Here is a 23,251-nt window from a genome sequence, read left to right on the forward strand (position 1 = left end):
TTCGCTACTACGGGCGGTTCCGGCCTTCTGCGCTTCGCGGGGCCTTGCGTACACTGGATTCGTTCATTGTTCGTTGGGCTCAGCGCAAATACAAGAAACTCCGCACGCACAAGCTGCGGGCATGGGATTGGTTGCGGCGTCTTAAAACGCAACGCCCGACCCTGTTCGCGCATTGGACGCTCGGAGCCACGGCTGGACGATAGGAGCTGTATGAGTCGAGAGGCTCACGTACAGTTCTGGGAGGGCCTGACGGTGCGATTCCGCTGGGCTACTCAACTATTTGAAAGCGTACGACTCGRTAGGCCACGCGCGTCGCTCAATCGGCAATTACCTGAACTGGTATAACCAGAATCGGCCTCATTCGAGGCTGGCCGATCAGACGCCGGATGAAGCATACTTCGCCACGCTGCCAGCGATAAAATCGGCAGCTTGATTGCCTCAACAATTCCACTTAAAAATCTCGGGACCCTGTCCGAACAAGCGGAGCCACCTCTCTGCCCTTGCCAAAACCGACACTGCGGCACTGCTGTTCACACACGACGGACTCATCAATCCAGTGTTGTCCAGGGAACAGGCAAATTCCATCGTCTGCTGCACATTCACCCGGTACGCATGCATTACTCAACGCTTTTAACTCATCGATATGTATACGTAGTAGCAGTTAACAAGCATCGCCGTTTTCTGTGGACAAGCATCAAATCCGCATTGCGTTCAATCGATTGCGAAACGAATACCCCTGCGCATAAGCGTGGGACCCGTGGCGGTAGCCGTGGATAACTTTTGGCGGTTTCGAACGCGTCGCGTGTTTACCCAGAATCCGCCCACAGCAATCGCCTCCGCGATATCCCCATGTTGTCCAGAGCATCGTGTGGACATCCGGATGTCGGGCCAACGTGAATTCAGACCGTCGTCGATTGATCGTTGCACTCTCGCGCCAGGGGCCTATAACGGAATTCATCGCGCGAAATTGCGGCGACGGGATGAAGCCGTTGCCACGACGGGCATCGCTCGCTATCGTCTTGAACGCCGTAAAGCGTCTGGAGAAACCGACATGGAAGAAAGCGAATTCGGCGCCTTCGAACATCGAGGCTGGGAACGGGCCGCACAGCCTTATCACACGTATTTCGGCAACTTGACCATTCAGTCCCACGGCCCATTGCTCGACGCGCTGGACGTCCGCCGCGGCGTCCGCTTCCTCGACGTCGCATCGGGCCCCGGCTATCTCGCCGCGGCGGCCGCGCGGCGCGGCGCCGATGCCGTCGGCGTCGACTTTGCCGAATCGATGGTCGACCAGGCACGGCGCATCTATCCCGCGCTGACGTTCCGCATCGGCAGTGCGGAAGACCTGCCGTTTCCCGACGAGTGTGTCGATGCTGTCGGTATCAACTTCGGGATGATGCACTTCTCGAATCCCGAGAAGGCGCTTCTGGAGGCGTTCAGGGTGCTGCGGCCCGGAGGCAAGGTTGGCTTCACGAATTGGGCGACGCCCGACAAGGCGGCCGGTTTCTCGATCGTGCTGAAGGCGATCGAGGCACATGGCCGGATGGATGTCCAGTTGCCGCCAGGCCCGCCGTTCTTCCGGTTCAGCGACTGGGACGAATGCAAGCGTGTGCTCGTTGAGGCGGGTTTTCTCGATCCGCATGTCCAGGAAATCGGTCTGACCTTGCACGCGCGAGCGCCGGGCGCGCTATTCGACATGGTGAGGCGAGGCGGCGTGCGCATCTCCGCGATCCTGAACGCGCAGACGCCAGAGGCGCTGGACTTGATCGAGAAGACGATCACCGAAGGGGCTGCGCGATATGAAAGCACCGGCGAAGTTCGGATACCGATGCCGTGCGTGCTGGCCAGCGCGGCGAAGCCTTGAGCGTTCGCGCGCGAACGTCAGGCAATGGAGGAAGGGGGAGCTTGAATTCGAGGCGTTCCCGGATACGACCTCGACATGGCGGCGTATCGGGAACGCTTGCAACACAACAACAACAGCTTCACCGCAGAGCGAACAGCCTCACTCCACCGTGACGGATTTCGCGAGATTGCGCGGCTTGTCCACGTCCGTCCCGCGCGAGCACGCCGTGTGATACGCGAGCAACTGCAGCGGCACGACGTGCAGAATCGGCGACAGCAAGCCGTAGTGCTCCGGCATGCGGATCACGTGCAGTCCTTCGTCGTTGACGATCTTCGTATCGGCATCGGCGAACACGTACAGCTGACCGCCACGCGCGCGCACTTCCTGAATGTTCGACTTGAGCTTTTCGAGCAGCGCGTCATTCGGCGCGACGGTCACGACGGGCATCGCCTCCGTGACGAGCGCCAGCGGCCCGTGCTTCAGCTCGCCCGCTGGGTAGGCCTCGGCGTGGATGTACGAGATTTCCTTGAGCTTCAGCGCGCCTTCCAGTGCGATCGGATAGTGCAAGCCACGGCCGAGGAACAGCGCGTTCTCCTTGCGCGAGAACTCTTCCGACCACGCGATGATCTGCGGCTCCAGCGCCAGCACGCTGTTGAGCGCCGCGGGCAAATGGCGCAGCTGGCGGATGTAGTCCGCTTCCTGCTTCGCGCCGATGTGGCCACGCATCTTGCCGAGCGTCGCGGCGAGCACGAACAGCGCGACCAGCTGCGTCGTGAAAGCCTTCGTCGACGCGACGCCGATCTCGCGGCCCGCATGCGTGAGGAATGACAGCTCCGTCATGCGCACCATCGCGCTCGTGGCGACGTTGCACACCGACAGCGTGTGCGTATGCCCCAGCGATTGCGCGTGCTTGAGCGCCGCAATCGTATCGGCCGTTTCGCCCGATTGCGAAATCACGACGACGAGCGATTTCGGATTCGGCACCGAATCGCGGTAACGGTATTCGCTCGCGATCTCGACCTGCGTCGGAATCTTCGCGATCGATTCGAGCCAGTACTTCGCGGTCAGGCCCGAGTAGTAGCTCGTGCCGCACGCGAGAATCAGCAGGCTGTCGATTTCCGCAAACGCCTTCGGGGCAGCTTCGCCGAACAGCGATGCATCGAATACGTCGGATTGCGGGATCGTGTCCGAGATCGCGCGCGGCTGCTCGAAGATTTCCTTCTGCATGAAATGACGATACGGGCCCAGCTCGACCGCGCCGCCGTATGCCGCCACCTGGCGCACGTCGCGCTCGGCCGGCTTGCCGTCGCGATCGAACACGCGGACCTTTTCGAGCGTCAGTTCGCAGACGTCGCCCTCTTCGAGGAACATGAAGCGATCGGTGCTGCCCGCCAGCGCAAGCGCGTCCGACGCGAGGAAGTTCTCGCCTTCACCGAGACCGACCACGAGCGGCGAACCCTGGCGCGCGCCCACCACCGTATGCGGCTGGTTCTTGTGCAGCACGGCGATCGCGTAAGCGCCGTGCAGGTGCCCCGTCGCTTCGCGCACGGCCGCGAACAGATCGCCTTGATACAGGCTGTGGATCAGATGCGCGATCACTTCCGTATCGGTCTGCGAGATGAACGCGTAGCCCTTGCCACGCAGCATTTCGCGCAGCGTCTCATAATTCTCGATGATGCCGTTGTGGACGATCGCGAGTTCGTTGCGCGAGAAGATCGGGTGCGCGTTGTCGGTGACGGGCGCGCCGTGCGTCGCCCAGCGCGTGTGCGCGATACCCGTCACGCCTTCGAGGCGCGTCTCGCGCACCTGCTCGTCGAGATCCGCGACGCGCGCCACGCTGCGTGCGCGCTTCGGCTCGCCGCCCGCGAGCACCGCGACGCCGCATGAGTCATAGCCGCGATATTCGAGGCGGCGCAATCCTTCGATCAGAACAGAAACGATGTTTCGCTGCGCTACCGCGCCGACAATGCCGCACATAATCCATGATCCTTTGCAGAGTTAGGGTCCGCTGCGCACCTCGCGCGCGGCTCCCTTCAGCTTTTCTTTTTCGTCGGGCGCACGTAACCCTTCTTGCCCACCTGGGTCTTCTCGTTGAGCACGAGAAGACCTTCTTCGACGTCCTTCCATACCGTCGTGCCCGCCGCGATCGTCACGCCGCGGCCGACGCGCACGGGCGCCACGAGCTGCGTATCCGAGCCGACGAAGACGTCGTCTTCGATGATCGTGCGGAACTTGTTCGCGCCGTCGTAGTTGCAGGTGATCGTGCCCGCGCCGATATTCACGCGCGCGCCGACATCCGAATCGCCGATATACGACAGGTGATTCGCCTTCGACCCGTGACCCAGCACCGCGTTCTTCACCTCGACGAAGTTGCCGACATGCGTCTCGTCCGAGAGCGCCGCGCCCGGACGCAGACGCGCGTACGGGCCGAGCACGACCTGCGCGCCGATCTGCGCGCCTTCGATGTGCGTATAGGCATCGACGCGCGTGCCCGCGCCGATGGTCGCGTTGCGGATCACGCAGTTCGGCCCGATCGACACATTGTCGGCCAGCGTGACCTCGCCTTCGAATACGCAATTCACGTCGATCGACACATCGCGGCCGCATTCGAGCGAGCCGCGCACGTCGATGCGCGCCGGGTCCGCAATCGTCACGCCCGCGACGAGCAGTTCGTCCGCGACGTTGCGCTGATGGATGCGCTCCAGTTCGGCGAGCTGCTGCTTGCTGTTGACGCCGAGCGTTTCCCACTCCTCGTCCGGTTGCGCGGTGACGACATCGATGCCCGCTTCGATCGCCAGCTCGACCACATCGGTCAGGTAGAACTCGCCCTGCGCGTTGTCGTTCTTCAGCGACGACAGCCAGCCGTCGAGGCGCTTCGTCGGCATCACGACGATGCCCGTGTTGATCTCGGCGATCTTCTGCTGCTCCGGCGTCGCGTCCTTCTGTTCGACGATGCGCTCGACCTTGCCGTTCGCATCGCGCACGATGCGGCCGTAGCCGGTGGGATCGTCGAGCGTCACCGTGAGCACGCCGTAGCCGTCGTGGCCCGCGCTATCGGTCAGACGCTTGAGCGTGCCCGCTTTCGTGAGGGGCACATCGCCGTACAGCACGAGCGTCGGCTGCGACGGATCGAGCAGCGGCAAAGCTTGCTGCACCGCGTGCCCGGTGCCGAGCTGCTCCTCCTGCAACGCGAATTGCACATCGGGTGCCGCGACGGCCGTGCGCACCTGTTCCGCGCCATGACCGATCACGATGACGAGACGCGTCGGATTCAGCGTGCGGGCGGTATCGATGACATGAGCGAGAAGCGGCCGACCGGCCAGGGGATGAAGCACTTTCGGCAACGCGGAGCGCATGCGCTTGCCAGTGCCTGCCGCCAGAATCACGATATTCATGACGTGGGCATCTATGACGAGTTTGGAGTGGGCGATTCTAGCACGCTGCGCGTGACGGCAACGTTGCCAGGCAGACCGACAAATCCCCGCAAATGCCTGTGCTGAAAGGCTTTGCGGGGAATCGGGCGATCTGTCAAAGATCGTCGAATTGCACGAAAGAGATCGTTCGCGACGCGCTCTGCTGCGTGCCTTCCGGAGCGGAATCGGTGGAGCACGGCTCTTCGTCGAATGCGATATCGCCTTGCGGATCGGCTTCGCCCGTCGCGCGCAGATTCGTGAACGGGAACAGCTTGTGGTCCATCAGATGCGACGGCACCACATTCGACAGCGCATTGAACATGTTGTCGACGCGGCCCGGGAAACGCTTCTCCCATTCGCGGATCAGCGCCTTCATCTCCGCGCGTTTCAGGTTCGGCTGGCTGCCGCACAGATTGCACGGAATGATCGGGAATTCGCGCAATTCCGCATATTTTTCGAGGTCCGTTTCCTTCACATACGCGAGGGGACGGATCACGACGTTCTTGCCGTCGTCCGATTGCAGCTTGGGCGGCATGCCCTTCAGCTTGCCGCCGTAGAACAGGTTCAGCAGCAGCGTCTGCAGGATGTCGTCGCGATGATGCCCTAGCGCGATCTTGGTCGCGCCGAGCTCGCCCGCCACGCGATACAGGATGCCGCGCCGCAGACGCGAGCACAGCGAGCACGTCGTCTTGCCCTCGGGCACGAGGCGCTTGACGATGCTGTACGTGTCCTGATTCTCGATATGGAACGGGATGTCCAGCTTGCTCAGGTACTCGGGCAGCACGTGTTCCGGAAAACCCGGCTGCTTCTGATCGAGGTTCACGGCGACGATCTCGAAGTCGATCGGTGCGCGCTCGCGCAGACGCATCAGGATATCGAGCATCGCATAGCTGTCCTTGCCGCCCGACAGGCACACCATCACCTTGTCGCCGTGCTCGATCATGTTGTAGTCGCCGATCGCCTGGCCGATCTGGCGCGCGAGCCGCTTAAACAGCTTGTTGTTCTCGTATGCTTCTTTCTGCTCGCGGCGCGTGAGCGCGTGCTTGCGCTCGGCGGCTGCCGCTTCGGCTCCGGCGGCGTTCGCGTCGACGCCCGTCAATGTTTCGGGAGCGTTCATCGCTCAGTCCTCTTTGATCTGGAAGACTTCGACGCCCACAGCATCGCAGTCGGGATAAACATCGGGCTTTTCCGTCGAAATGCGCACGGCGCGGACCTGCGGATGCGCGAGCAGCACTTTGACCAGGTCATCGCAGAGCGTTTCCTGCAGATGGATATGCCCCTGGCTCACGCGCTGTGCAATCGTCGCGCGCATGAAGTCGTAGTCGACGACTTCGCGCAACTTGTCTTCGACGGGCGTCGACAGCGCGAGCGGCACGAACAGTTCGACATTGATCACCACGCGCTGCTCGCCGCGCTTTTCGAACTCATGCACGCCGATGTTGATGTGCACCTCGTAGTTGCGCAGAAAGAGCCGGCGGCAATCAGCGAGCCGGGGATGAAGCAAGGCGGCAGACATGTTCGTTCCAGTACAAAAGGGTGCGTGCGGCACGCACGCAGTTGCAATTGGGCGCGCGTTGCGGCGCGCCGGTGGGGCGCGACCTCGAGGTCAGGCGCCCGTCAAAAACATCACATCGCGCGGTAGCGGCACGAGATGCTGACCGCCGTCGACGACCAGCGTCGTACCCGTGACGCCCCGCGCATCCGCGAGATACAGCGCGGCCGCGACGATATCCTCGATGCGCGACGCACGGCCGAGCGGCGTGACCTTGTGCGCGGCCGAGAAGCTCTCCGGCGTCTGATCGCCGGATTGCAGCGTGAGGCCGGGCGCGAGGCCGACGACGCGCACCTTCGGCGCCAGCGCCTGCGCAAGCGCGACGGTCGCCGTGCCGAGCGCGGCTTTCGTCAGCGTGTACGACAGGTAATCCGGATTCATGTTGTACAGCTTCTGGTCGAGCACGTTGATGACGGCACTGCGCAGCGCCTCGTCGTGCCGCGCCGCCTCGGGCGTGACTTCGTGCAGCATCCGCGCGAGCACGAGCGGCGCGCCGACGTTGATCGACGTCAGATGCAGCAACTTCGCGTAGCCGACGTCGAGCGCGGTGTCCTCGTCGAACAGCGACGCGTTGTTCACGATGCACGACGGACGCCCGAGCGACGCGATGCAATCGGGCAGCAGCCGCTCGACTTCCACCTCGACGGACAGATCCGCCCTCAGCGCGACGGCGCGCCGGCCCAGCGCGGCGATTTCCGCGACCACGTCGTCGGCTTTCGCCTTCGACGAGCCGTAGTGCACCGCCACGTCCCAGCCCGCCGCCGCAAAGCCGACGGCCAGCCCCCGGCCGATCCGGTGCGAGGCGCCCGTGACAAGGACGACGCGCTCGCGTCGGGCGTTGGCGGCGGAAGTGTCGTTCGAGGCGGTCATTTACAATGCAAGGATGAATCCGAAAGCTCACCAACCCGATAGTTTACCTGCTCCCGGCCCGACCGCGCTCGCGCAGTCGGAAGCGCTGGTTTCGCGGATTCGCGCGGAGATCGACGCGAACGGCGGCTGGATGCCGTTCGATCGCTACATGGAGCGCGCGCTGTACGCGCCGGGACTGGGCTACTACAGCGGCGGCGCGATCAAATTCGGCCGCCGCGCCGAGGACGGCAGCGACTTCGTGACGGCGCCGGAACTGTCGCCACTCTTCGCCGAAACACTCGCGCGGCCCGTCGCGCAGGCGCTCGAAGCGAGCGGCACGCGTCACGTGATGGAATTCGGCGCGGGCACGGGCAAGCTGGCGTCCGGCCTGCTCAATGCGTTATCGGATGGCGCGCAGTTCGACAGCTACTCGATCGTCGATCTGTCGGGAGAATTGCGCGAGCGCCAGCGGGAGACGATCGAAGCGCGGGCGCCCGCAATGGCGGCGCGCGTGCGCTGGCTCGACGCGTTGCCGGAGCAGTTCGAAGGCGTGGTCGTGGGCAACGAAGTGCTCGACGCAATGCCCGTGCGGCTGTTCGCGCGCAGCGGCGGGCAATGGCACGAACGCGGCGTCGCCTTCGAGAACGGCGCGTTGCGCTTCGCAGACCGTCCCGTTCAGTCGACGCACGATGCCGCGTTCCTGCGCGATCTGGAAATCGACGGCGACGGCGACTATGTGACGGAAACGCACGAAGCCGCCCTCGCGTTCACACGCACCGTCTGCACGATGCTCGCGCGCGGCGCGGCGGTTCTGATCGACTACGGCTTTCCGCGTCACGAGTACTATCACGCTCAGCGCGCGCAGGGCACGCTGATGTGCCACTACCGGCACCGCGCGCACGGCGATCCGTTTCTCTATCCGGGCTTGCAGGACATCACGTCGCACGTCGAATTCACGGGTATCGCCGAGGCGGGCGTCGATGCGGGCGCGGATCTGCTCGGCTATACGTCGCAGGCGCGATTTCTGATGAACGCGGGCATCACGGAAGCCTTGAGCGCGATCGATCCGTCCGACATTCCCAACTTCCTGCCCGCCGCGAACGCGGTGCAGAAGCTGCTATCGGAAGCCGAAATGGGCGAGCTCTTCAAGGTGATCGCGTTTTCGCGCGGTATCGACGGCACACTCGATGCGTTCGCGCGCGGCGACCGTTCGCATACGCTGTGAGGCAAACACGATGATCCGCTGGCTGCTCACCACGTTCGTCGCCGTGGCCGTGCTGTCGGCGTGCTGGCCGTGGCTACGCAAGCTCGGCATCGGCAGGATGCCGGGCGACGTCACGCTGCGCCTGTTCGGAAAGGAGTATCCGTTTCCGTTCATGTCGACGCTGATACTGTCGATGCTGCTGTCGCTGATCGCCCGGCTGCTCTGATTCACGCGTGTTCCCTCACGCCTATTCCCTCACGCATCTTCCGGCGACGCTTCGTTCAACGCTTTCGCCACCGCGCGCACGCGCTCGCGATGCACGGCATCCTTGATCTTCGCGGGGTCGTCCGCATACGCGCTCGCGACCGCACCCGCATCGACCGAGCGAGCCGCGACGAGCGCCTCGCGCAAGCGCTCGGCCTGCGGATAGGCCGCCGCCTCGAATCCGAGCCGGCCACGCGCGTCGGCTTCACACGCCTGCAAGGCTTCCGCGAAACGCGCGGGCTTGCGCAGCGCGTCGCAGCGCTCGAATAGCCGCACGAGTCCCGCCGACTTCGTCTCCATCACGCGGTGAATGTTGCCGTGCTCGCGCGCGACCAGTAGCGCGAGATCGCGGCATTCGTTCGGCACGCGCAGACGTTCGCACAAGGGCTTGAGCAGATCGACGGTGCGTCCTTCGTGGCCGATGTGACGCGGAAGAACATCGTCGGGCGTCCTCGCCTTGCCGAGATCGTGCGTGAGCGCCGCGAAGCGCACCGTCAGCGCGTAGTTCTGCGCGGCGGCGTGATCGACGACCATCATCACGTGCACGCCCGTATCGACTTCCGGGTGATAGTCGGCGCGTTGCGGCACGCCGTACAGCGCGTCGATCTCCGGCAGAATGCGCGCAAGCGCGCCCGATTCGCGCAGCACGTCGAACATCCGCGAAGGCTTCTTCTCCATCAGGCCGCGCGAGACTTCCTGCCACACGCGCTCGGGCACCAGCGCATCGACTTCGCCCGCCACGACCATCTTGCGCATCAGCGCCATCGTCTCCTGCGCGACGGTGAAATCGGCAAAGCGCGCCGAGAAACGCGCGACGCGCAGAATGCGCACCGGGTCTTCGAGAAACGCATCGCTGACATGCCGGAACACGCGGTTCTTCAGATCGTTCTGGCCGTCGAACGGATCGATCACCGGGCCGGTCAGGTCGCCGTCCGGCGTCACTTCGCGGGCCATCGCGTTGACAGTGAGGTCGCGCCGCGCGAGATCGTCTTCGAGCGTCACGTCGGGCGCGTAGAAAAACTGGAAGCCGTGATAGCCCGCCGATGTCTTGCGCTCGGTGCGCGCGAGCGCATATTCCTCATGCGTGTCGGGATGCAGGAAAACGGGGAAATCCTTGCCGACCGGGCGAAAGCCCTTCGCGATCATCTGCTCGGGCGTCGCGCTGACCACGACGTAATCGCGATCCTGAACGGGCATGCCGAGCAGCTCGTCGCGGATCGCACCGCCTACTGCGTAGATATTCATGCGCAAATATCGTACTTGGCGATGTCATGTCCTTCGCGCAACGCATCGCTGATCCAGGCTTTCACGGCCGGCTGCTCCGTCACGCGGCGCGCGTAAGCGGCAGCGGCCTCCGATAGCTTCGGCTGCCACGTGTTGAAGCGCATCACGACGGGCGCGTACATCGCATCGGCAATGGTGAACTCGCCGAACAGGAACGGTCCGCCGTACGTTTCGAGACACTCGCTCCAGATTGCGTCGATGCGCGAAACGTCGGCGAGCGCGCCCGGCGTCGTGCCCTTACCGGGGAACGACGCGCGGATGTTCATCCACATGTTCGAGCGCAAATCGCCGAAGCCCGAATGCATCTCGGCGCTGACACTGCGCGCGCGCCCGCGCGCGGCGGCGTCGCGCGGCCACATCGCGTGCTGCGGATAGCGCTCGGCCAGCGTCTCGCAGATCGCGAGCGAGTCCCACACGGTGACGCCATCGTCGGTGATCAGGCACGGCACTTTGCCCGAAGGCGAATGCGAGAGGATGGCCGCTTGCGTCTGCTCTTCGGCCAGTGGAATTCGCACCTCTTCGAACGGAATGCCGAAATGCGTGAGCACGAGCCACGGCCGCATCGACCACGACGAATAGTTCTTGTCACCGATAACGAGTTTCATGCTTTGCCAGAAGTAAAGTTGAAGGGAACCGACGGGTTTGTGGGCTCAACGGCCCGCGCTCTCGCGGAACGTGTTGAAGCGCGAGCGGAACGACGAACCCGTCAAATACACGGGTGCGATCGTTTCGATGGTGGCCGGTTCGATATCGAGCTCGGGTGCGAGCGGCGCGCTCAGCACGGCATCGATTTTCATCGAGTCGAGATTGTCGCGCGAGAGGACGGGCTCACCGGGCGCGAGTTCGAACGACAGTGCCTGCAGCCGCGCAAGCGAGTCGGGCAGACGGATGATGCGCGCATGCTTGCCGATCACCGAGCCGCAGTAGTCGACGAGCGCTTCGAGCGTATAGACAGACGGCCCGCCGAGTTCGTAAGTACGCCCCGTCGACGCGTCGAGATCCAGCACGTTGACGATCGCCTTCGCGACATCGCCGACAAAGATCGGCTGAAAGCGCGCCTCGGCCTTCGCGAGCGGAATCACGGGGAACACGCGCTGCAGGAACGCGAACTTGTTGAGGAACTGGTCCTCGGGTCCGAACACGACGGACGGGCGGAAGATCGTCGACGCGAGCATCGACGAAGCGTGAACCGCGCGCTCGCCGTCGCCCTTCGAGCGCAGATACATGCTCGGTCCGCGCGGGTCGGCGCCGATCGCGCTGACATGGATCAGCCGATGCACGCCCTTGCCTTCGCATGCGGAGACGATCTTCGTCGGCAACTCGACGTGCGCTTTCGCAAACTCGGGGCCATACGGATCGCCGCGATGACCATGCAGTACGCCAACGAGATTGATCACGGCATCCGCGCCCTCGACGAAGCGCGCAAGCTGGATCGGATCGAACACATCGACTTCGACCACATCGATGGGAAGCAGCGTGAGATGCCGCGCGTTATAGCGTCTGCGGGTGGCGAGACGCACCGTCTTGCCGAGTTCGACGAGCGCGTTGACGAGGTGACTGCCGATGAAGCCGGAACCGCCGATGATCGCGATGGTTTGATGTCGCATTTTTCGACTCCCTGAAGGAAGCCGCGGCAACGGCTGAAAGTCGGACGCCGCTGCGTGCGCGTGTCACGCGGCGGCGGCCTGGCGCACCGTCATTGCAAGGGTGAGATGTAACCCAGACGCGCCTTCAGCGATTGCGGACGGCCTTCGAACAACGCTGCATAGTAGACCGTGTTGGACAGCACGTTCTTCACGTAGTCGCGCGTCTCCTGGAACGGAATGGCTTCCGCGAAAATCGCGCCTTCGACACCGTGGGTCAACGACGCACGCCAGTTGCGCGGACGGCCCGGACCGGCGTTGTAGCCGGCTGTGGCCAGCACGGCGGATCCGTCGAATTCATTGTAGATCATCGACAGATAGTTCGTGCCGAGCAGGATATTCGTGTTGATGTCGTTCATCTGCGCGCGCGAAATCGGACCGAGGCCGATCTTCTTCGCGACCAGTTGCGCGGTGCCCGGCATCAGCTGCATCAAGCCGCTTGCGCCGACATCCGAGCGCGCGTTCATGATGAAGCGCGACTCCTGACGGATCAGACCATATGCCCATTCGACGTCGAGCCCGTTCGACTGCGCGTCGCGCTCGACGATATCGCGGAACGGCGACAGAAAGCGCAGCGAGAAATCATGCTCGCTCTTCGTGCGATCGGCCGTGTTCACCGCGCGGTCGTACAGCTCGATACGGCGCGCGTACTCGGCGGCGGCGATCAGCTGGTGGTCGTTCATGTTGCGCAGCGGCCAGTTCCATTCGCGGTTGCCTTCCAGACGCAGATTCAGCGAATAGAACTTCTGAGCAAGCGCGAAGCCCGGTGTCTTGCCCGCCTGCTCGACTTCGGTATCCGAGACGTTCGTCTTCGGCGGCACGATGATCTTCTGGCCGAGCTCTTCCGCGGCGAGCTGGCCGTAGAAGTTGTAGCCCTGCGCGATCGACTCGAATTCCTGGTTCGCCGTCGTCACGTCGCCTGCCTGCTTCAGCGCGCGCGCGTGCCAGTAGACCCACGCGGGCTGACTGCGCAGCGACGGCGGCATCTGTTCGATCGACCAGCGCACCATCGTCCAGTCGCCGGCAAGCAGCGCCACGCGCGTGCGCCATTCGTACGCGGGATTCGACAGCGGCGCATTCGCCGACAGGCGATACCAGTCGACGGCGCCCGGCATCTGCTTCGCGGCCGCCTGATAGGCGATCGTGCCCCAGCCGATCGCGCGTTCAGGCGTGTTCAGCGACGGCGCGACCGAACCGAACGTCGCGGCTGCCATCGCCGGATCGTTGCGGGCCATGCGCGTGATCGCGAGCAACGCGAGCTGATGCGACTGCGGATCGGGGCCGACGCCGCGCGCGAGCAAAAGCGGCGGTGTGCTCGCCGCCTGATCGAAGAGCGTCGGATCGGGACGGTTGTTGCCGAGCGCATCGACGAGCTTGGTGCCCGTGTTCGTCTGATTCTGCTCGTACGCGAGACGGATCTGCTGCCAGACGTCGTTGCTGGTGAACTGCTGGTTGATCGCGAGCGCGGTGATCAGATCGACACAGCCGTCGCCATAGTTGCGCGGCTCGACGAGCAGCGCGCGCGCCGCATCGGCGATGTTCTCGCCTTTCGCCGCGCGCGATTCGAGCGCGTAGCACTTCACCTGCGTGTCGTCGTCGAGAACGAAGCGCGCGTACTGCTGGTCGAAGTTGCGCCAGTCGTGGCGCGCGCCGAGCACGACGAGGTAGTCGTTGCGCATGCGATCCGCGATTGCCTGGCCGTCATAGCGTTGCAGGAACGACAGTACGGGGGCATCGGGCGCGTCTACACGCGGATGGCCCTGGTTGTCGAACAGCTGCGGCTTCAACTGGAAGTACTCGAGATACGAAGGCGCCGGGTAATCCGGAATCATCGCAGCGAGTTGCGCGGCGCGGCCAGCATCGTTATTGCGCGCGGCCTCGCGCAATTGCATGAAAATCTGGTCGTCGTTGCTGGGTGGGGAAAGCTGAATGGGCCTGACGGCGGAAGCCGTGCTGCACGCGACGAGTGCCGCCGCAGCGAGCGCCAGACTGGCCGCGCGATATACTCGGAAGAGGCGTTTGGACATCGTTATTTCTGGAGCGCGAATTGAACTCAAGCATAGCATGCAACCTCGGCGCAAAATCCAAAAAGGAACTGCGTACAACGCTTCTAGAAGCGCGTCTGCATGCGGCTCGCGGGGCAGGGATCAACGATGCGCTGAACCGCCGCGTGCTCGATGCGTTGAAGCGCTTTGCGCCGAAGAGCGTCGGGTTGTACTGGCCGCTATCAGGCGAGTTCGACATACGCGCAGCGATCGCAATCTGGCTCGCGACCGACGCCACGCGCCGCGCGAGTCTGCCCGTCATCACGGGTCGCGAAAAGCCGCTCGAGTTTCATGTGTGGACACCGGACATGCGGATGCAACTCGGCGCACATCGCATCCATGAACCGACCTCGGGCGAAGCGATCACGCCCGATCTTCTGTTCGTGCCGTGCGTCGGTTTCGATGCGGACGGTTATCGGCTCGGCTATGGCGGCGGTTACTACGACCGCACACTCGCGATGTTTCGCGCCGCCGGGAAAGTGCCCATTACCGTGGGCATTGCGTATGAAGCGTGTCGTGCGGAAACGCTGCAGCACGAAGAACACGACATTCCGCTCGACGCAATCGTCACCGATGCCGCGTGGTATCCGAAAGAGAAAGAGACCGCCTGAGCACGCGGCCGCAATTTCATTGACAGTCTCAAAGCGATGCGGCCGCGCGCGCGGCCGTGTCGTAGATGCCCGACGCGTTACGCATCAGTTGCGCGGCCTCGCCGATCTGTTCATTGGTGAGACCGCTTTCCTTAAGCGTAGCAATCAGGCAGTTCTCACGCACCTCGCGATACTTCATGCACAGATCGCGCCCCGCCTGCGTCGCGGAAAAGAACACTTCCTTGCCGGTCTTTTCGCTTTTTACATACCCTCTAGCTACGAGCTTCTTGAGCGCATAGGTCGCGACGTGCGTGTCCTCGATGTTCAACACGAAGCAGATGTCGGCGATCTTCTTGCGCCGCTCGCGATGGCTCACGTGATGCAGCAGCGACACCTCGATGGCCGTCATGTCCTTGTCACCGGCAGCCGCCATACAACGAACCATCCAGCGGTTGAACGCGTTGCTCGCCATGATCAGCCCATATTCCAGTTCGGACAGTTCCGCACTGAACTCGGAAACAAGATGTTCCGATGAGACGATTTTGGTCGGATGACGCGCCATGGTGATTATTTAGCGTGATGGTTGGTGGGAGTGTACGACTTCGCCCTGATCCGGGCGAGCCTGGGGAGATCGCTTATTGATAAATTGTCGATATTTTATTGAGAATGTACGCTACCCGTCGCGAGGAGAGCGAACATCGTCCGACGAATCTGCTGCTCTCGACCCAATCCAGGATTTCGATGACTGAACCCCGCATCTTTCCGTTCGGCGATGCCGCGCTCGTCTGCGAGGCGCCGCCGCCTGCCACGCTCGATTGCCAGCGCCGCGTCTGGGCGGCCGCGCAGGCCGCGCGCGACTGGCCGCACGTGCTCGAAGTGGTGCCCGGGATGAACAATCTCACGGTGATCTTCGATCCGCTCGAAGCCGATCCCGACGATCTGGCCGCGAAGCTCAAGGCCGCCTGGGAGCAGGCAGGCGCCGCGCCCGCCACCGGCCGCGACGTGGAGATTCCCGTGCAGTACGGCGGCGAGTACGGCCCCGACCTGAAGGCCGTCGCCGATCACACGGGGCTCTCGGTGAAGCAGGTCGTCGAGCGGCATGCAGGCGGCGAGTACATCGTGTTCTTTCTCGGCTTCCAGCCCGGCTTCGCGTACATGGGCGGGCTCGAAGACGCGCTGCACACGCCGCGTCGCGCCGAACCGCGTCTCGAAGTGCCTGCCGGCTCTGTCGGCATCGGCGGTGCGCAGACGGGCATCTATCCGGCGACGTCGCCGGGCGGCTGGCAACTGATCGGCCGCACGTCGCTCAAACTCTTTGACCCGTCGCGCAATCCGCCGACCCTTCTCCAACCGGGCGATCGCGTCCGCTTCACCATCGCAGGACTGCATCCATGATCGACGTGATACGCGCGGGTTTGCTGACGACGATCCAGGATCTCGGCCGCCACGGCCACCGGCATCTCGGCGTTGCGATGGGTGGCGCGCTCGACCGGCTGGCGCTCGAAGTGGGCAACCGGCTGGTCGGCAACCGGCCCGATGCCGCCGGGCTCGAAATCACGTTAGGTCCGACCGTGCTGCGTTTTCTGCGCCCGACGCGCGTCGCGATCACGGGCACGGAGTTCGGCGCGACGCTCGACGGCAAGCCCGTCTATTCGTGGTGGAGCCTGCCTGTCAAGGCCGGCCAGGAACTGACGTTGAACACAGCGAAGCGCGGGATGCGCGGCTACGTGTGCGTCGCGGGCGGCATCGACGTGCTGCCGATGCTCGGCTCGCGCAGCACCGATCTGCAAGCCGGCTTCGGCGGGCTCGGCGGCCGCGCGCTGCGCGACGGCGACCGGCTGCCCGTCGGCGCGCCGCGCGCGGGCGCCGGTTCGGGCTTTTCGCCGGATGCGCCCGAGTTCGGCGTGAAAGCGCCCGCGTGGTGCAAGTTCGTGCTCGTCGACGAGCCCGTGCGGCGCGGCCGTCATCCGTCGGGTGTCGCGTGGGCGCCGCCCATCCGCGTGCTGCCAGGCCCCGAGTACGACAGCTTCACGGCCGACGCGCACAAGGCTTTCTGGAACGAGGAGTGGCTCGTCACGCCGAACAGCAATCGCATGGGCTACCGGCTGTCGGGCAGCGAACTGAAGCGCACGCAGAAGACCGATCTGCTGTCGCACGCAGTGATGCCCGGCACGATCCAGGTGCCGCCGAACGGCCAGCCGATCATCCTGATGAGCGATGCGCAGACGACGGGCGGCTATCCGAAGATCGGCGCCGTGATTCACGCGGATCTGTGGAAGCTCGCGCAGGTGCGCCTGAACGGCGCGGTGCGCTTCGTTCCGGCGACGCCTTATGAGGCACGCCAGGCGCTGATCGAAGAACGCAAGTACTTGCGGCAGATCGATGCCGCAATCGGCATGCATGAAGAACGCTGCGCGCGCGTTGCCGCGCTCGCAGCGGTGTAACACCCCAAGAGGACATCATGGAAATCGACTTGAACGCCGACCTCGGCGAAGGATGCGGCTCCGACGAAGCGCTGCTCGATCTCGTCAGCTCGGCCAATATCGCGTGCGGCTGGCACGCGGGCGGACCCAACGCGATGCGCGACTGCGTGCGCTGGGCGGTGCAGAAAGGCGTGTCAATCGGCGCGCATCCGAGCTTCAACGACCCCGAGAACTTCGGCCGCAAGGAAATGGACCTGCCAGCCAGCGAAATCTACGCGGGCGTGCTGTATCAGCTCGGCGCGCTGTCGGCGATTGCGCAGGCCGAAGGCGGGCGCATCGCACACGTGAAGCCGCATGGCGCGCTCTACAACCAGGCCGCGCGCGACCCGAAGATCGCCGATGCGATCGTGTCCGCCGTGCACGACTTCGATCCGTCCGTCGTCGTGTTCGCGCTTGCGAACGGCGGGCTCGTGACAGCCGCGCACAACGCGGGACTCGTCGCCGTCGAAGAAGTGTTCGCGGATCGCGGCTATCGCGCCGACGGTTCGCTCGTGCCGCGCAAGGAGCCGGGCGCGCTGCTCGATGACGAAGACGAAGTGCTCGAACGCACGCTGACGATGGTGCGCGAGCAGCGCGTGAAAGCCGTCAGCGGCGAGTGGGTGCCCATCAACGCGCAGACGATCTGCCTGCACGGCGACGGTCCGCATGCGCTCGCGTTCGCGCGCCGCATCCGCGCGGCGCTCGAGGCCGCGGGCATCGGCGTGCATGCGGCCAGCGCGGCGCGCGTCTGATTCCGCCACGCATGCCGCGCGCACCAGTCAGCAAGCGACGCCCCGCCCTTCGCGGGGCGTTTGCCAAACGCAACGGCAACGCTTGCCGGCGATTTTTTGAAGCACCAGAAGTTCGGTAGTACCCGAGAAGTACCCGCAGCAACGACAGGCAGTCAGCCAAGCGGCCATCGAAGAGCCGCACGGCAAAGAGGGCATCGGCGCCGACACGGCCCGGAGTCACGAGAGTTCGCCGCCACGCGCGGTGTCCCAACGCAGGACCACCTCTGGAGATCTAGATGCAGTCAACCGTCAACCTGTGGCCGCTCATGGGAGTCGCCGTCATCATCGTCGGGTTCGTATTGCGCTTCAATCCGATGCTGATCGTGGCCGCCGCCGCGGTCATCACCGCCATCGCCGGGCACTTTCCGCCCGACAAGATTCTCGCTGCGATCGGCAGCGGCTTCATCAAGACGCGCAACATCCCGCTCATCATCCTGTTGCCGCTCGCGGTGATCGGCCTGCTCGAACGGCATGGGCTGCGCGAACGCGCGCAGACGTGGATCGCGAGCATCAAGGCCGCGACGGTCGGGCGTCTGCTGATCGTCTATTTGCTCGTGCGTGAACTGACGGCTGCCGTCGGCCTGACGGGTCTCGGCGGTCATCCGCAGATGGTGCGTCCGCTGATCGCGCCGATGGCGGAAGGCGCGACGGAAACGCGCTTCGGCAAGCTCAGCGACGCGGTGCGCTACAAGCTGCGCGCGTTCTCGGCGGCAACGGACAACGTGGGTCTCTTCTTCGGCGAAGACATCTTCGTCGCGTTCGGCGCGATCGTGCTGATGGTCACGTTCCTGAAGGAAGCGGGCATCACCGTCGAGCCGATGCACGTCGCCGTGTGGGGCATTCCGACGGCCATCAGCGCGTTTCTGATTCACGGCTTCCGGCTCTATCTGCTCGACCGCAAGCTCGAGCGCGAACTGCGCGGCAACGCGGCATCGCAAGCGAGCCCGAACACCAACGACAACAACGCGGCAGGCAAGCACACCACTCAATCGGCTACACGCGCAGCAACCGGGGACGAAGCATGACACTCACCATCAACTACCTGTTCTGGCTGGTCGGCATCGTGCTGCTGGTGATCGGCGGCATGATCGTCACGGACAAGGAACATCCGCGCCGCTTCACGGCGGGCGGCTTCTGGATCATCTATGCGGTGATCTTTCTCGTTGGCGACAAGCTGCCGGTCGAGCTCGTCGGCGCGCTCGTGATCGCGATGGCGCTGATCGCCGGCTTCGGCGGCGTGACGGCGGGCAAGCCGAAGGTGCTGTCGGAGGCCGCGCGCAAGGCGAGCGCTGCGCGTCTTGGCAACAAGCTCTTCTTTCCCGCGCTGACGATTCCCGTCGTCACGGTGATCATCACGCTCGGCGCGAGCCATCTGGTGTTCGGCAGCACGCCGCTGATCGAGCAGAAGAATGTCACGCTGATCGGCTTCGGCATCGGCTGCGTGATCGCGCTCGCGTTTGCCTGCGTGATGACGCGCGACACCGTCGGCCAGTCGATGAAGGAAGCGCGGCGTCTCGTCGATGCGCTGTCGTGGGCGGCCGTGCTGCCACAGATGCTCGGCATGCTCGGCCTCGTGTTCTCGGATGCGGGCGTCGGCAAGGCGGTCGCGCACGTGACGACGGCGTACATCAGCCTCGACTACCGGCTGATCGCGGTGGCCGTCTACTGCATCGGCATGGCGCTCTTCACGATGGTGATGGGCAACGGCTTCGCGGCCTTTCCGGTGATGACGGGCGGCGTTGGCGTGCCGATTCTCGTCAACGTATTTCACGGCAACCCGGCCGTGATGGTCGCGATCGGCATGTTCTCGGGCTACTGCGGCACGCTGATGACGCCGATGGCCGCGAACTTCAACATCGTGCCCGCCGCGCTGCTCGAACTGCCCGACAAGAACGCGGTGATCAAGGTGCAGGTACTGACGGCGCTACCGCTGCTCGTCGTGAACATTTTCCTGCTGAACTTCCTGATGTTCCTGTAGCTGTAGCGCTCCGGCTGAACCGAAACGGCAGGCGGTCTTTTCCATGAAATACGGACCGCCTGCGCCGCGTGCCTGAATGCACGCGCAACGTCAGGTTCAGTAAGCGTCGACGACAAAGCCGCGCTGCCGCAGCAACTGCAACACGCCCTTCGGACCGCCCAGATGCAACGCGCCGATCGCGACGAAAACGGGCTTGTTCGGCGCGGCGATCAGCAGCATCCGGCTGACGAAGCGCCGGTTGCGATCGAACAGGATCTTGTTGTCGACCTGCGCGGAGATGCGCTTGTCGCGCGCGAGCTTCTCAGACTTCGCCGCTTCCCAGGCGGCGATTGCATCGGCGTCGCCGACGCGCCATAGACGGTGCAAGGTCTGCACATCGGCGACGTTGTCAGCCGGCGTCTGCACGAGATCCTGCGCGAGCATTTCGCGCTGCTGCGCGAGCGTGAGCCCCGTGAACGCGCGCATCTGCTCGGCAAGCGTCTCCAGTCCGACGATCTTCCCCTTCTGCCGCAGATACACGTTCTGCAACTGCGCCTCCGTGCCGTACTCGGTTTGCAGGCCGGCGCTCAGCGAATCGTAGGTTTCCACCAGCAGCGCGGCGAGCCAGGGCCGCATCTTCCTGATCTCGTCGAGTGCGGCGGGATTGCCGTGCAGGCGCATCGCGAGCTTGTGCCACAACGGCTCGGGCAGCAGCTTCGGCAGGCATCGGTACGAGCACACGCCGTATTTCGACACATCGTCCTGCGAGACGAGCAGATCGTCGGGCGACAGTTCGAGCGCGAGCGTCGGCGATGCGGCGAGCGCGCCGAGTATCGGCGGACGGAACGGCTGGCCGGACGGATAGTCGTTCGGATCGCCGACATGCAGCGTGCCCAGCAGATAGATCGTGGTCGTGCCGCGCGTGGCGACATAGAAAGGCATGCGCGCCGGTTGCACGCGCACCGGGCCGCTTGCCGTCGTGCCACTCGCCGTCGACGGCGGCGGATTGAAGCCGGGCAACGTCGCGCGCGGCTGGGAAGCATTGCGCGAACCCGGCACGGGAACAGCGGGTCGTCCCGCCTGGTTGGCCTGCGCGCCTTGCGCGGCCGTGTTCGCGGCAGCGCCCGCGGCGTGCGCCGGCACGATGACGGCATCCAGCCAATGAAACGAAAGCTGCGCGGCGGCGAGCATCGCGCACGCGAAGACGCGTGCAGCCCGCCGCCGCAACGACACAGCGCGCGCGCCGCGCGCATGATCGACATGCGAACGACGCGCGTGACGGCGCGCAAGACGACGCGCCGCCACCCCATCATGCATTCGTGTCGTCTCCCACCTCTTCGGCGCGATGACACGACACCTGACGGCCATCCACTTCGCGCAGCTTCGGCTCTTCCTTGCGGCAACGCTCGATCGCATACGGGCAGCGCTGATGGAACGTGCAGCCCGACGGCGGATTGAGCGGCGAAGGCATTTCGCCTTGCAGCTTGATCTGGATGCGGCGATCGGCTTCGAAGATCGACGGCGTCGCCGACATCAGCGCCCGCGTGTACGGATGCCGCGGCTTGCTGAAGATGCGCTGCTTGTCGCCGAGTTCAGCGATGCCGCCGAAGTACATCACCATCACGTCGTCCGCGATGTGCTCGACCACCGACAGGTTGTGCGAGATGAACACATAGCTGGTCTTGAACTCGTCCTGCAGGTCCATGAACAGATTCAGGATCTGCGCCTGGATCGACACGTCGAGCGCGGAGACCGGCTCGTCGGCGACGACGATCTGCGGGTCGAGAATCATCGCGCGCGCAATCGCGACGCGCTGACGCTGGCCGCCCGAGAACATATGCGGATACCGCTTCGCATGCTCGGGCCGCAAGCCGACGATGCGCATCATGTGCGCGATGCGCTCCGCGCGTTCGACCGCGTTCAACTGCGTGTTGATGGCGAGCGGCTCGTTGAGCGTCTGCTCGACCGTCTTGCGCGGATTCAGCGATGCGAACGGGTTCTGGAACACCATCTGCACGCGGCGGCGCAGTTGCGCGATTTTCTCGTGATTCGCGTCCGCCACGTCCTCGCCGTTGATCAGCAGACGACCGGACGTCGGCGATTCGATCATCGTCAGCTGACGCGCGAGCGTCGACTTTCCGCAACCGGATTCGCCGACCACGGCGAGCGTCTTGCCGCGTTCGAGCTGGAACGACACGCCGTTCAGCGCCTTCACGGTGCCGTGGCCGAACATGCCGCGCTTCACGTCATAGTGACGCGCGAGGTTGTCGGCGACCAGCACGTGATCGCCGGCGGGCTTGCGGGCTCCATCATCGGGGCGCCGCGTTTCGGGTACTGCATTCATCGTGCGCCTCCGTGTTGAATGGCATCGCGAACCAGGTTCAGTGGCTTGATGCAGCGAACCTGGGCTGCGGCGTCGTGGTCCGCCATTGACGACAGCGCGGGCCGTGCCTTGTTGCAGTCGTCGACGACGTACTTGCAGCGCGGCGCGAACAGGCAACCCTTCGGGCGATCGTCGCGTCCCGGCACCATGCCCGGCAGCGCGGCAAGACGCACCGCACCGACGTTGTGCTCGGGAATCGCGGCCAGCAGCGCTTCCGTGTACGGATGATGAGGCGCGCTGAAGATATCGGGCACGCGGTTCGTTTCGATGATCTCGCCCGCGTACATCACGGCCACGCGCTGCGCGACTTCCGACACGACGGCCAGATCGTGCGAAATCAGCACGAGCGCCATGCCGCGCTCTTTCTGCAACTGCACGAGCAGTTGCATGATCTGCGCCTGAATCGTCACATCGAGCGCCGTGGTCGGCTCGTCGGCGATCAGCAGCTTCGGGTTGCATGCGACAGCCATCGCGATCATCACGCGCTGGTTCATGCCGCCCGACATCTGATGCGGGAACGTCGAAATGCGGTTCTTCGCGTCGGGAATGCCGACCTGGTCGAGCAGTTCGACCGCGCGCTTGTGCAGCGCGTCGCCATGCAGGCCTTCGTGCAGCTTCAGCACTTCCTTGATCTGATAGCCGACCGTGTAGCTCGGGTTCAGGCTCGTCAGCGCGTCCTGGAACACCATCGCCACATCTTTGCCGATGATCTTGCGGCGCGCCGTCGGCGACGCGTTCAGCAGGTCCTTGCCGTTGAACGTGACTTCGTCGGCGGTGACTTTGCCTGGCGCGTCGATGAGGCCCATCAGCGCCATCATCGTCACGCTCTTGCCGGAGCCTGATTCGCCGACGACGCCCACCACTTCGCCGGGCGCCACGTCCAGATTGATTCGATCGACAGCGGGCATGCCGCTGAAGTTGACCGCGAGATTGCGGATGGTCAACAGATTTCCGCTGGTAACGTTTTGCAT

Annotated in this window: 23 protein-coding genes and 1 pseudogene; 11 read left to right on the plus strand and 13 right to left on the minus strand. The window is 64.3% G+C overall.

The annotated features are described in order from the left end of the window. From GCT13_RS49270 to GCT13_RS16765, 3 genes and pseudogenes are all read left to right on the plus strand, one after another. Window positions 1–203: pseudogene (locus GCT13_RS49270) on the plus strand (hypothetical protein); the annotation flags it as partial. A 77-nt stretch (window positions 204–280) separates the two neighbouring features. After that, the gene (locus GCT13_RS16760; protein WP_152759967.1) at window positions 281–433 is read left to right on the plus strand and encodes an integrase core domain-containing protein; all 153 of its coding nucleotides are present in this window, start codon (window positions 281–283) and stop codon (window positions 431–433) included. A gap of 618 nt (window positions 434–1,051) precedes the next feature. Further along, on the plus strand, window positions 1,052–1,864 hold the full coding sequence (locus GCT13_RS16765) for a class I SAM-dependent methyltransferase (RefSeq protein WP_152759969.1): 813 nt from the start codon (window positions 1,052–1,054) through the stop codon (window positions 1,862–1,864). Window positions 1,865–2,002: 138 nt separating this feature from the next. Here the strand turns inward: GCT13_RS16765 and glmS are convergent, their stop codons facing one another. The 5 genes from glmS to GCT13_RS16790 form a co-directional block, all read right to left on the minus strand. Continuing rightward, window positions 2,003–3,820, minus strand: a complete 1,818-nt coding sequence (glmS, locus tag GCT13_RS16770; RefSeq protein ID WP_152759971.1) for a glutamine--fructose-6-phosphate transaminase (isomerizing) — start codon at window positions 3,818–3,820, stop codon at window positions 2,003–2,005. A gap of 56 nt (window positions 3,821–3,876) precedes the next feature. Then, window positions 3,877–5,238, minus strand: coding sequence for a bifunctional UDP-N-acetylglucosamine diphosphorylase/glucosamine-1-phosphate N-acetyltransferase GlmU (gene glmU / locus GCT13_RS16775; protein WP_152759973.1), 1,362 nt, complete (start codon window positions 5,236–5,238; stop codon window positions 3,877–3,879). A 133-nt stretch (window positions 5,239–5,371) separates the two neighbouring features. Then, a complete protein-coding gene (ttcA, locus tag GCT13_RS16780; RefSeq protein WP_152759974.1) occupies window positions 5,372–6,373 on the minus strand; it encodes a tRNA 2-thiocytidine(32) synthetase TtcA in 1,002 nt (333 codons plus the stop codon). A gap of 3 nt (window positions 6,374–6,376) precedes the next feature. After that, window positions 6,377–6,772, minus strand: a complete 396-nt coding sequence (locus GCT13_RS16785; RefSeq protein WP_152759977.1) for a dihydroneopterin aldolase — start codon at window positions 6,770–6,772, stop codon at window positions 6,377–6,379. A gap of 90 nt (window positions 6,773–6,862) precedes the next feature. Further along, on the minus strand, window positions 6,863–7,678 hold the full coding sequence (locus GCT13_RS16790; RefSeq protein ID WP_152759979.1) for an SDR family oxidoreductase: 816 nt from the start codon (window positions 7,676–7,678) through the stop codon (window positions 6,863–6,865). 13 nt (window positions 7,679–7,691) lie between these two features. On the opposite strand from GCT13_RS16790, the gene GCT13_RS16795 reads away from it, so the two are divergent. Together GCT13_RS16795 and GCT13_RS16800 are read left to right on the plus strand one after the other, a co-directional pair. Then, entirely contained in the window at window positions 7,692–8,882 is a 1,191-nt protein-coding gene (locus tag GCT13_RS16795) for a class I SAM-dependent methyltransferase (protein ID WP_152759981.1), read from the plus strand. Window positions 8,883–8,892: 10 nt separating this feature from the next. Continuing rightward, window positions 8,893–9,087, plus strand: a complete 195-nt coding sequence (locus tag GCT13_RS16800; protein WP_090871319.1) for a DUF2905 domain-containing protein — start codon at window positions 8,893–8,895, stop codon at window positions 9,085–9,087. A 29-nt stretch (window positions 9,088–9,116) separates the two neighbouring features. On the opposite strand, the gene GCT13_RS16805 is transcribed toward GCT13_RS16800, so the two are convergent. From GCT13_RS16805 to GCT13_RS16820, 4 genes are all read right to left on the minus strand, one after another. Continuing rightward, the gene (locus GCT13_RS16805; RefSeq protein ID WP_152759983.1) at window positions 9,117–10,370 is read right to left on the minus strand and encodes a multifunctional CCA addition/repair protein; all 1,254 of its coding nucleotides are present in this window, start codon (window positions 10,368–10,370) and stop codon (window positions 9,117–9,119) included. After that, window positions 10,367–11,014: a glutathione S-transferase family protein gene (locus GCT13_RS16810; RefSeq protein WP_152759985.1), complete on the minus strand. Its 648-nt coding sequence runs from the start codon at window positions 11,012–11,014 to the stop codon at window positions 10,367–10,369. The genes GCT13_RS16805 and GCT13_RS16810 overlap by 4 nt, the downstream gene beginning before the upstream one ends. A gap of 45 nt (window positions 11,015–11,059) precedes the next feature. Further along, window positions 11,060–12,016, minus strand: a complete 957-nt coding sequence (locus tag GCT13_RS16815) for a complex I NDUFA9 subunit family protein (RefSeq protein ID WP_152759987.1) — start codon at window positions 12,014–12,016, stop codon at window positions 11,060–11,062. Between the two features lie 89 nt (window positions 12,017–12,105). Beyond that, window positions 12,106–14,079 carry a lytic transglycosylase domain-containing protein gene (locus GCT13_RS16820; RefSeq protein WP_152759989.1) on the minus strand — a complete coding sequence of 658 codons (1,974 nt, stop codon included), beginning with the start codon at window positions 14,077–14,079 and terminating at the stop codon, window positions 12,106–12,108. Window positions 14,080–14,099: 20 nt separating this feature from the next. Between GCT13_RS16820 and GCT13_RS16825 the strand changes: the two genes are divergently transcribed. Next, the gene (locus GCT13_RS16825; RefSeq protein ID WP_152759991.1) at window positions 14,100–14,708 is read left to right on the plus strand and encodes a 5-formyltetrahydrofolate cyclo-ligase; all 609 of its coding nucleotides are present in this window, start codon (window positions 14,100–14,102) and stop codon (window positions 14,706–14,708) included. A gap of 28 nt (window positions 14,709–14,736) precedes the next feature. Here GCT13_RS16825 and GCT13_RS16830 read toward each other — a convergent pair whose 3' ends face one another. After that, window positions 14,737–15,249, minus strand: coding sequence for a winged helix DNA-binding protein (locus tag GCT13_RS16830; protein WP_087736256.1), 513 nt, complete (start codon window positions 15,247–15,249; stop codon window positions 14,737–14,739). Window positions 15,250–15,428: 179 nt separating this feature from the next. On the opposite strand from GCT13_RS16830, the gene pxpB reads away from it, so the two are divergent. The 5 genes from pxpB to GCT13_RS16855 all read left to right on the plus strand — a co-directional run bounded on the left by pxpB (window position 15,429) and on the right by GCT13_RS16855 (window position 19,918). After that, a complete protein-coding gene (gene pxpB, locus GCT13_RS16835) occupies window positions 15,429–16,082 on the plus strand; it encodes a 5-oxoprolinase subunit PxpB (RefSeq protein ID WP_152759993.1) in 654 nt (217 codons plus the stop codon). Beyond that, window positions 16,079–17,131 (plus strand): 5-oxoprolinase subunit C family protein, encoded by a 1,053-nt coding sequence (locus tag GCT13_RS16840; RefSeq protein WP_152759995.1) that lies wholly within the window; start codon window positions 16,079–16,081, stop codon window positions 17,129–17,131. Before pxpB ends, GCT13_RS16840 begins: the two co-directional genes overlap by 4 nt. Window positions 17,132–17,148: 17 nt before the next feature. Beyond that, complete coding sequence (pxpA, locus tag GCT13_RS16845; RefSeq protein ID WP_152759996.1) at window positions 17,149–17,901, plus strand: 5-oxoprolinase subunit PxpA; 753 nt, start codon at window positions 17,149–17,151, stop codon at window positions 17,899–17,901. Between the two features lie 275 nt (window positions 17,902–18,176). Then, entirely contained in the window at window positions 18,177–18,965 is a 789-nt protein-coding gene (locus GCT13_RS16850; protein ID WP_152759998.1) for a DUF969 domain-containing protein, read from the plus strand. Then, window positions 18,962–19,918 carry a DUF979 domain-containing protein gene (locus GCT13_RS16855; RefSeq protein WP_152760000.1) on the plus strand — a complete coding sequence of 319 codons (957 nt, stop codon included), beginning with the start codon at window positions 18,962–18,964 and terminating at the stop codon, window positions 19,916–19,918. Before GCT13_RS16850 ends, GCT13_RS16855 begins: the two co-directional genes overlap by 4 nt. A gap of 96 nt (window positions 19,919–20,014) precedes the next feature. On the opposite strand, the gene GCT13_RS16860 is transcribed toward GCT13_RS16855, so the two are convergent. The 3 genes from GCT13_RS16860 to GCT13_RS16870 are packed head-to-tail and all read right to left on the minus strand — an operon-like array spanning window position 20,015 to window position 23,251. Beyond that, on the minus strand, window positions 20,015–21,214 hold the full coding sequence (locus tag GCT13_RS16860) for a TraB/GumN family protein (protein ID WP_152760002.1): 1,200 nt from the start codon (window positions 21,212–21,214) through the stop codon (window positions 20,015–20,017). After that, complete coding sequence (locus tag GCT13_RS16865; RefSeq protein WP_152760004.1) at window positions 21,207–22,241, minus strand: peptide ABC transporter ATP-binding protein; 1,035 nt, start codon at window positions 22,239–22,241, stop codon at window positions 21,207–21,209. The genes GCT13_RS16860 and GCT13_RS16865 overlap by 8 nt, the downstream gene beginning before the upstream one ends. Further along, window positions 22,238–23,251 (minus strand): ABC transporter ATP-binding protein, encoded by a 1,014-nt coding sequence (locus tag GCT13_RS16870; RefSeq protein ID WP_152760006.1) that lies wholly within the window; start codon window positions 23,249–23,251, stop codon window positions 22,238–22,240. The genes GCT13_RS16865 and GCT13_RS16870 overlap by 4 nt, the downstream gene beginning before the upstream one ends.

It is taken from the genome of Paraburkholderia franconis, from assembly GCF_009362735.1.
In the GTDB taxonomy this organism is placed as follows: Bacteria; Pseudomonadota; Gammaproteobacteria; order Burkholderiales; family Burkholderiaceae; genus Paraburkholderia; species Paraburkholderia franconis.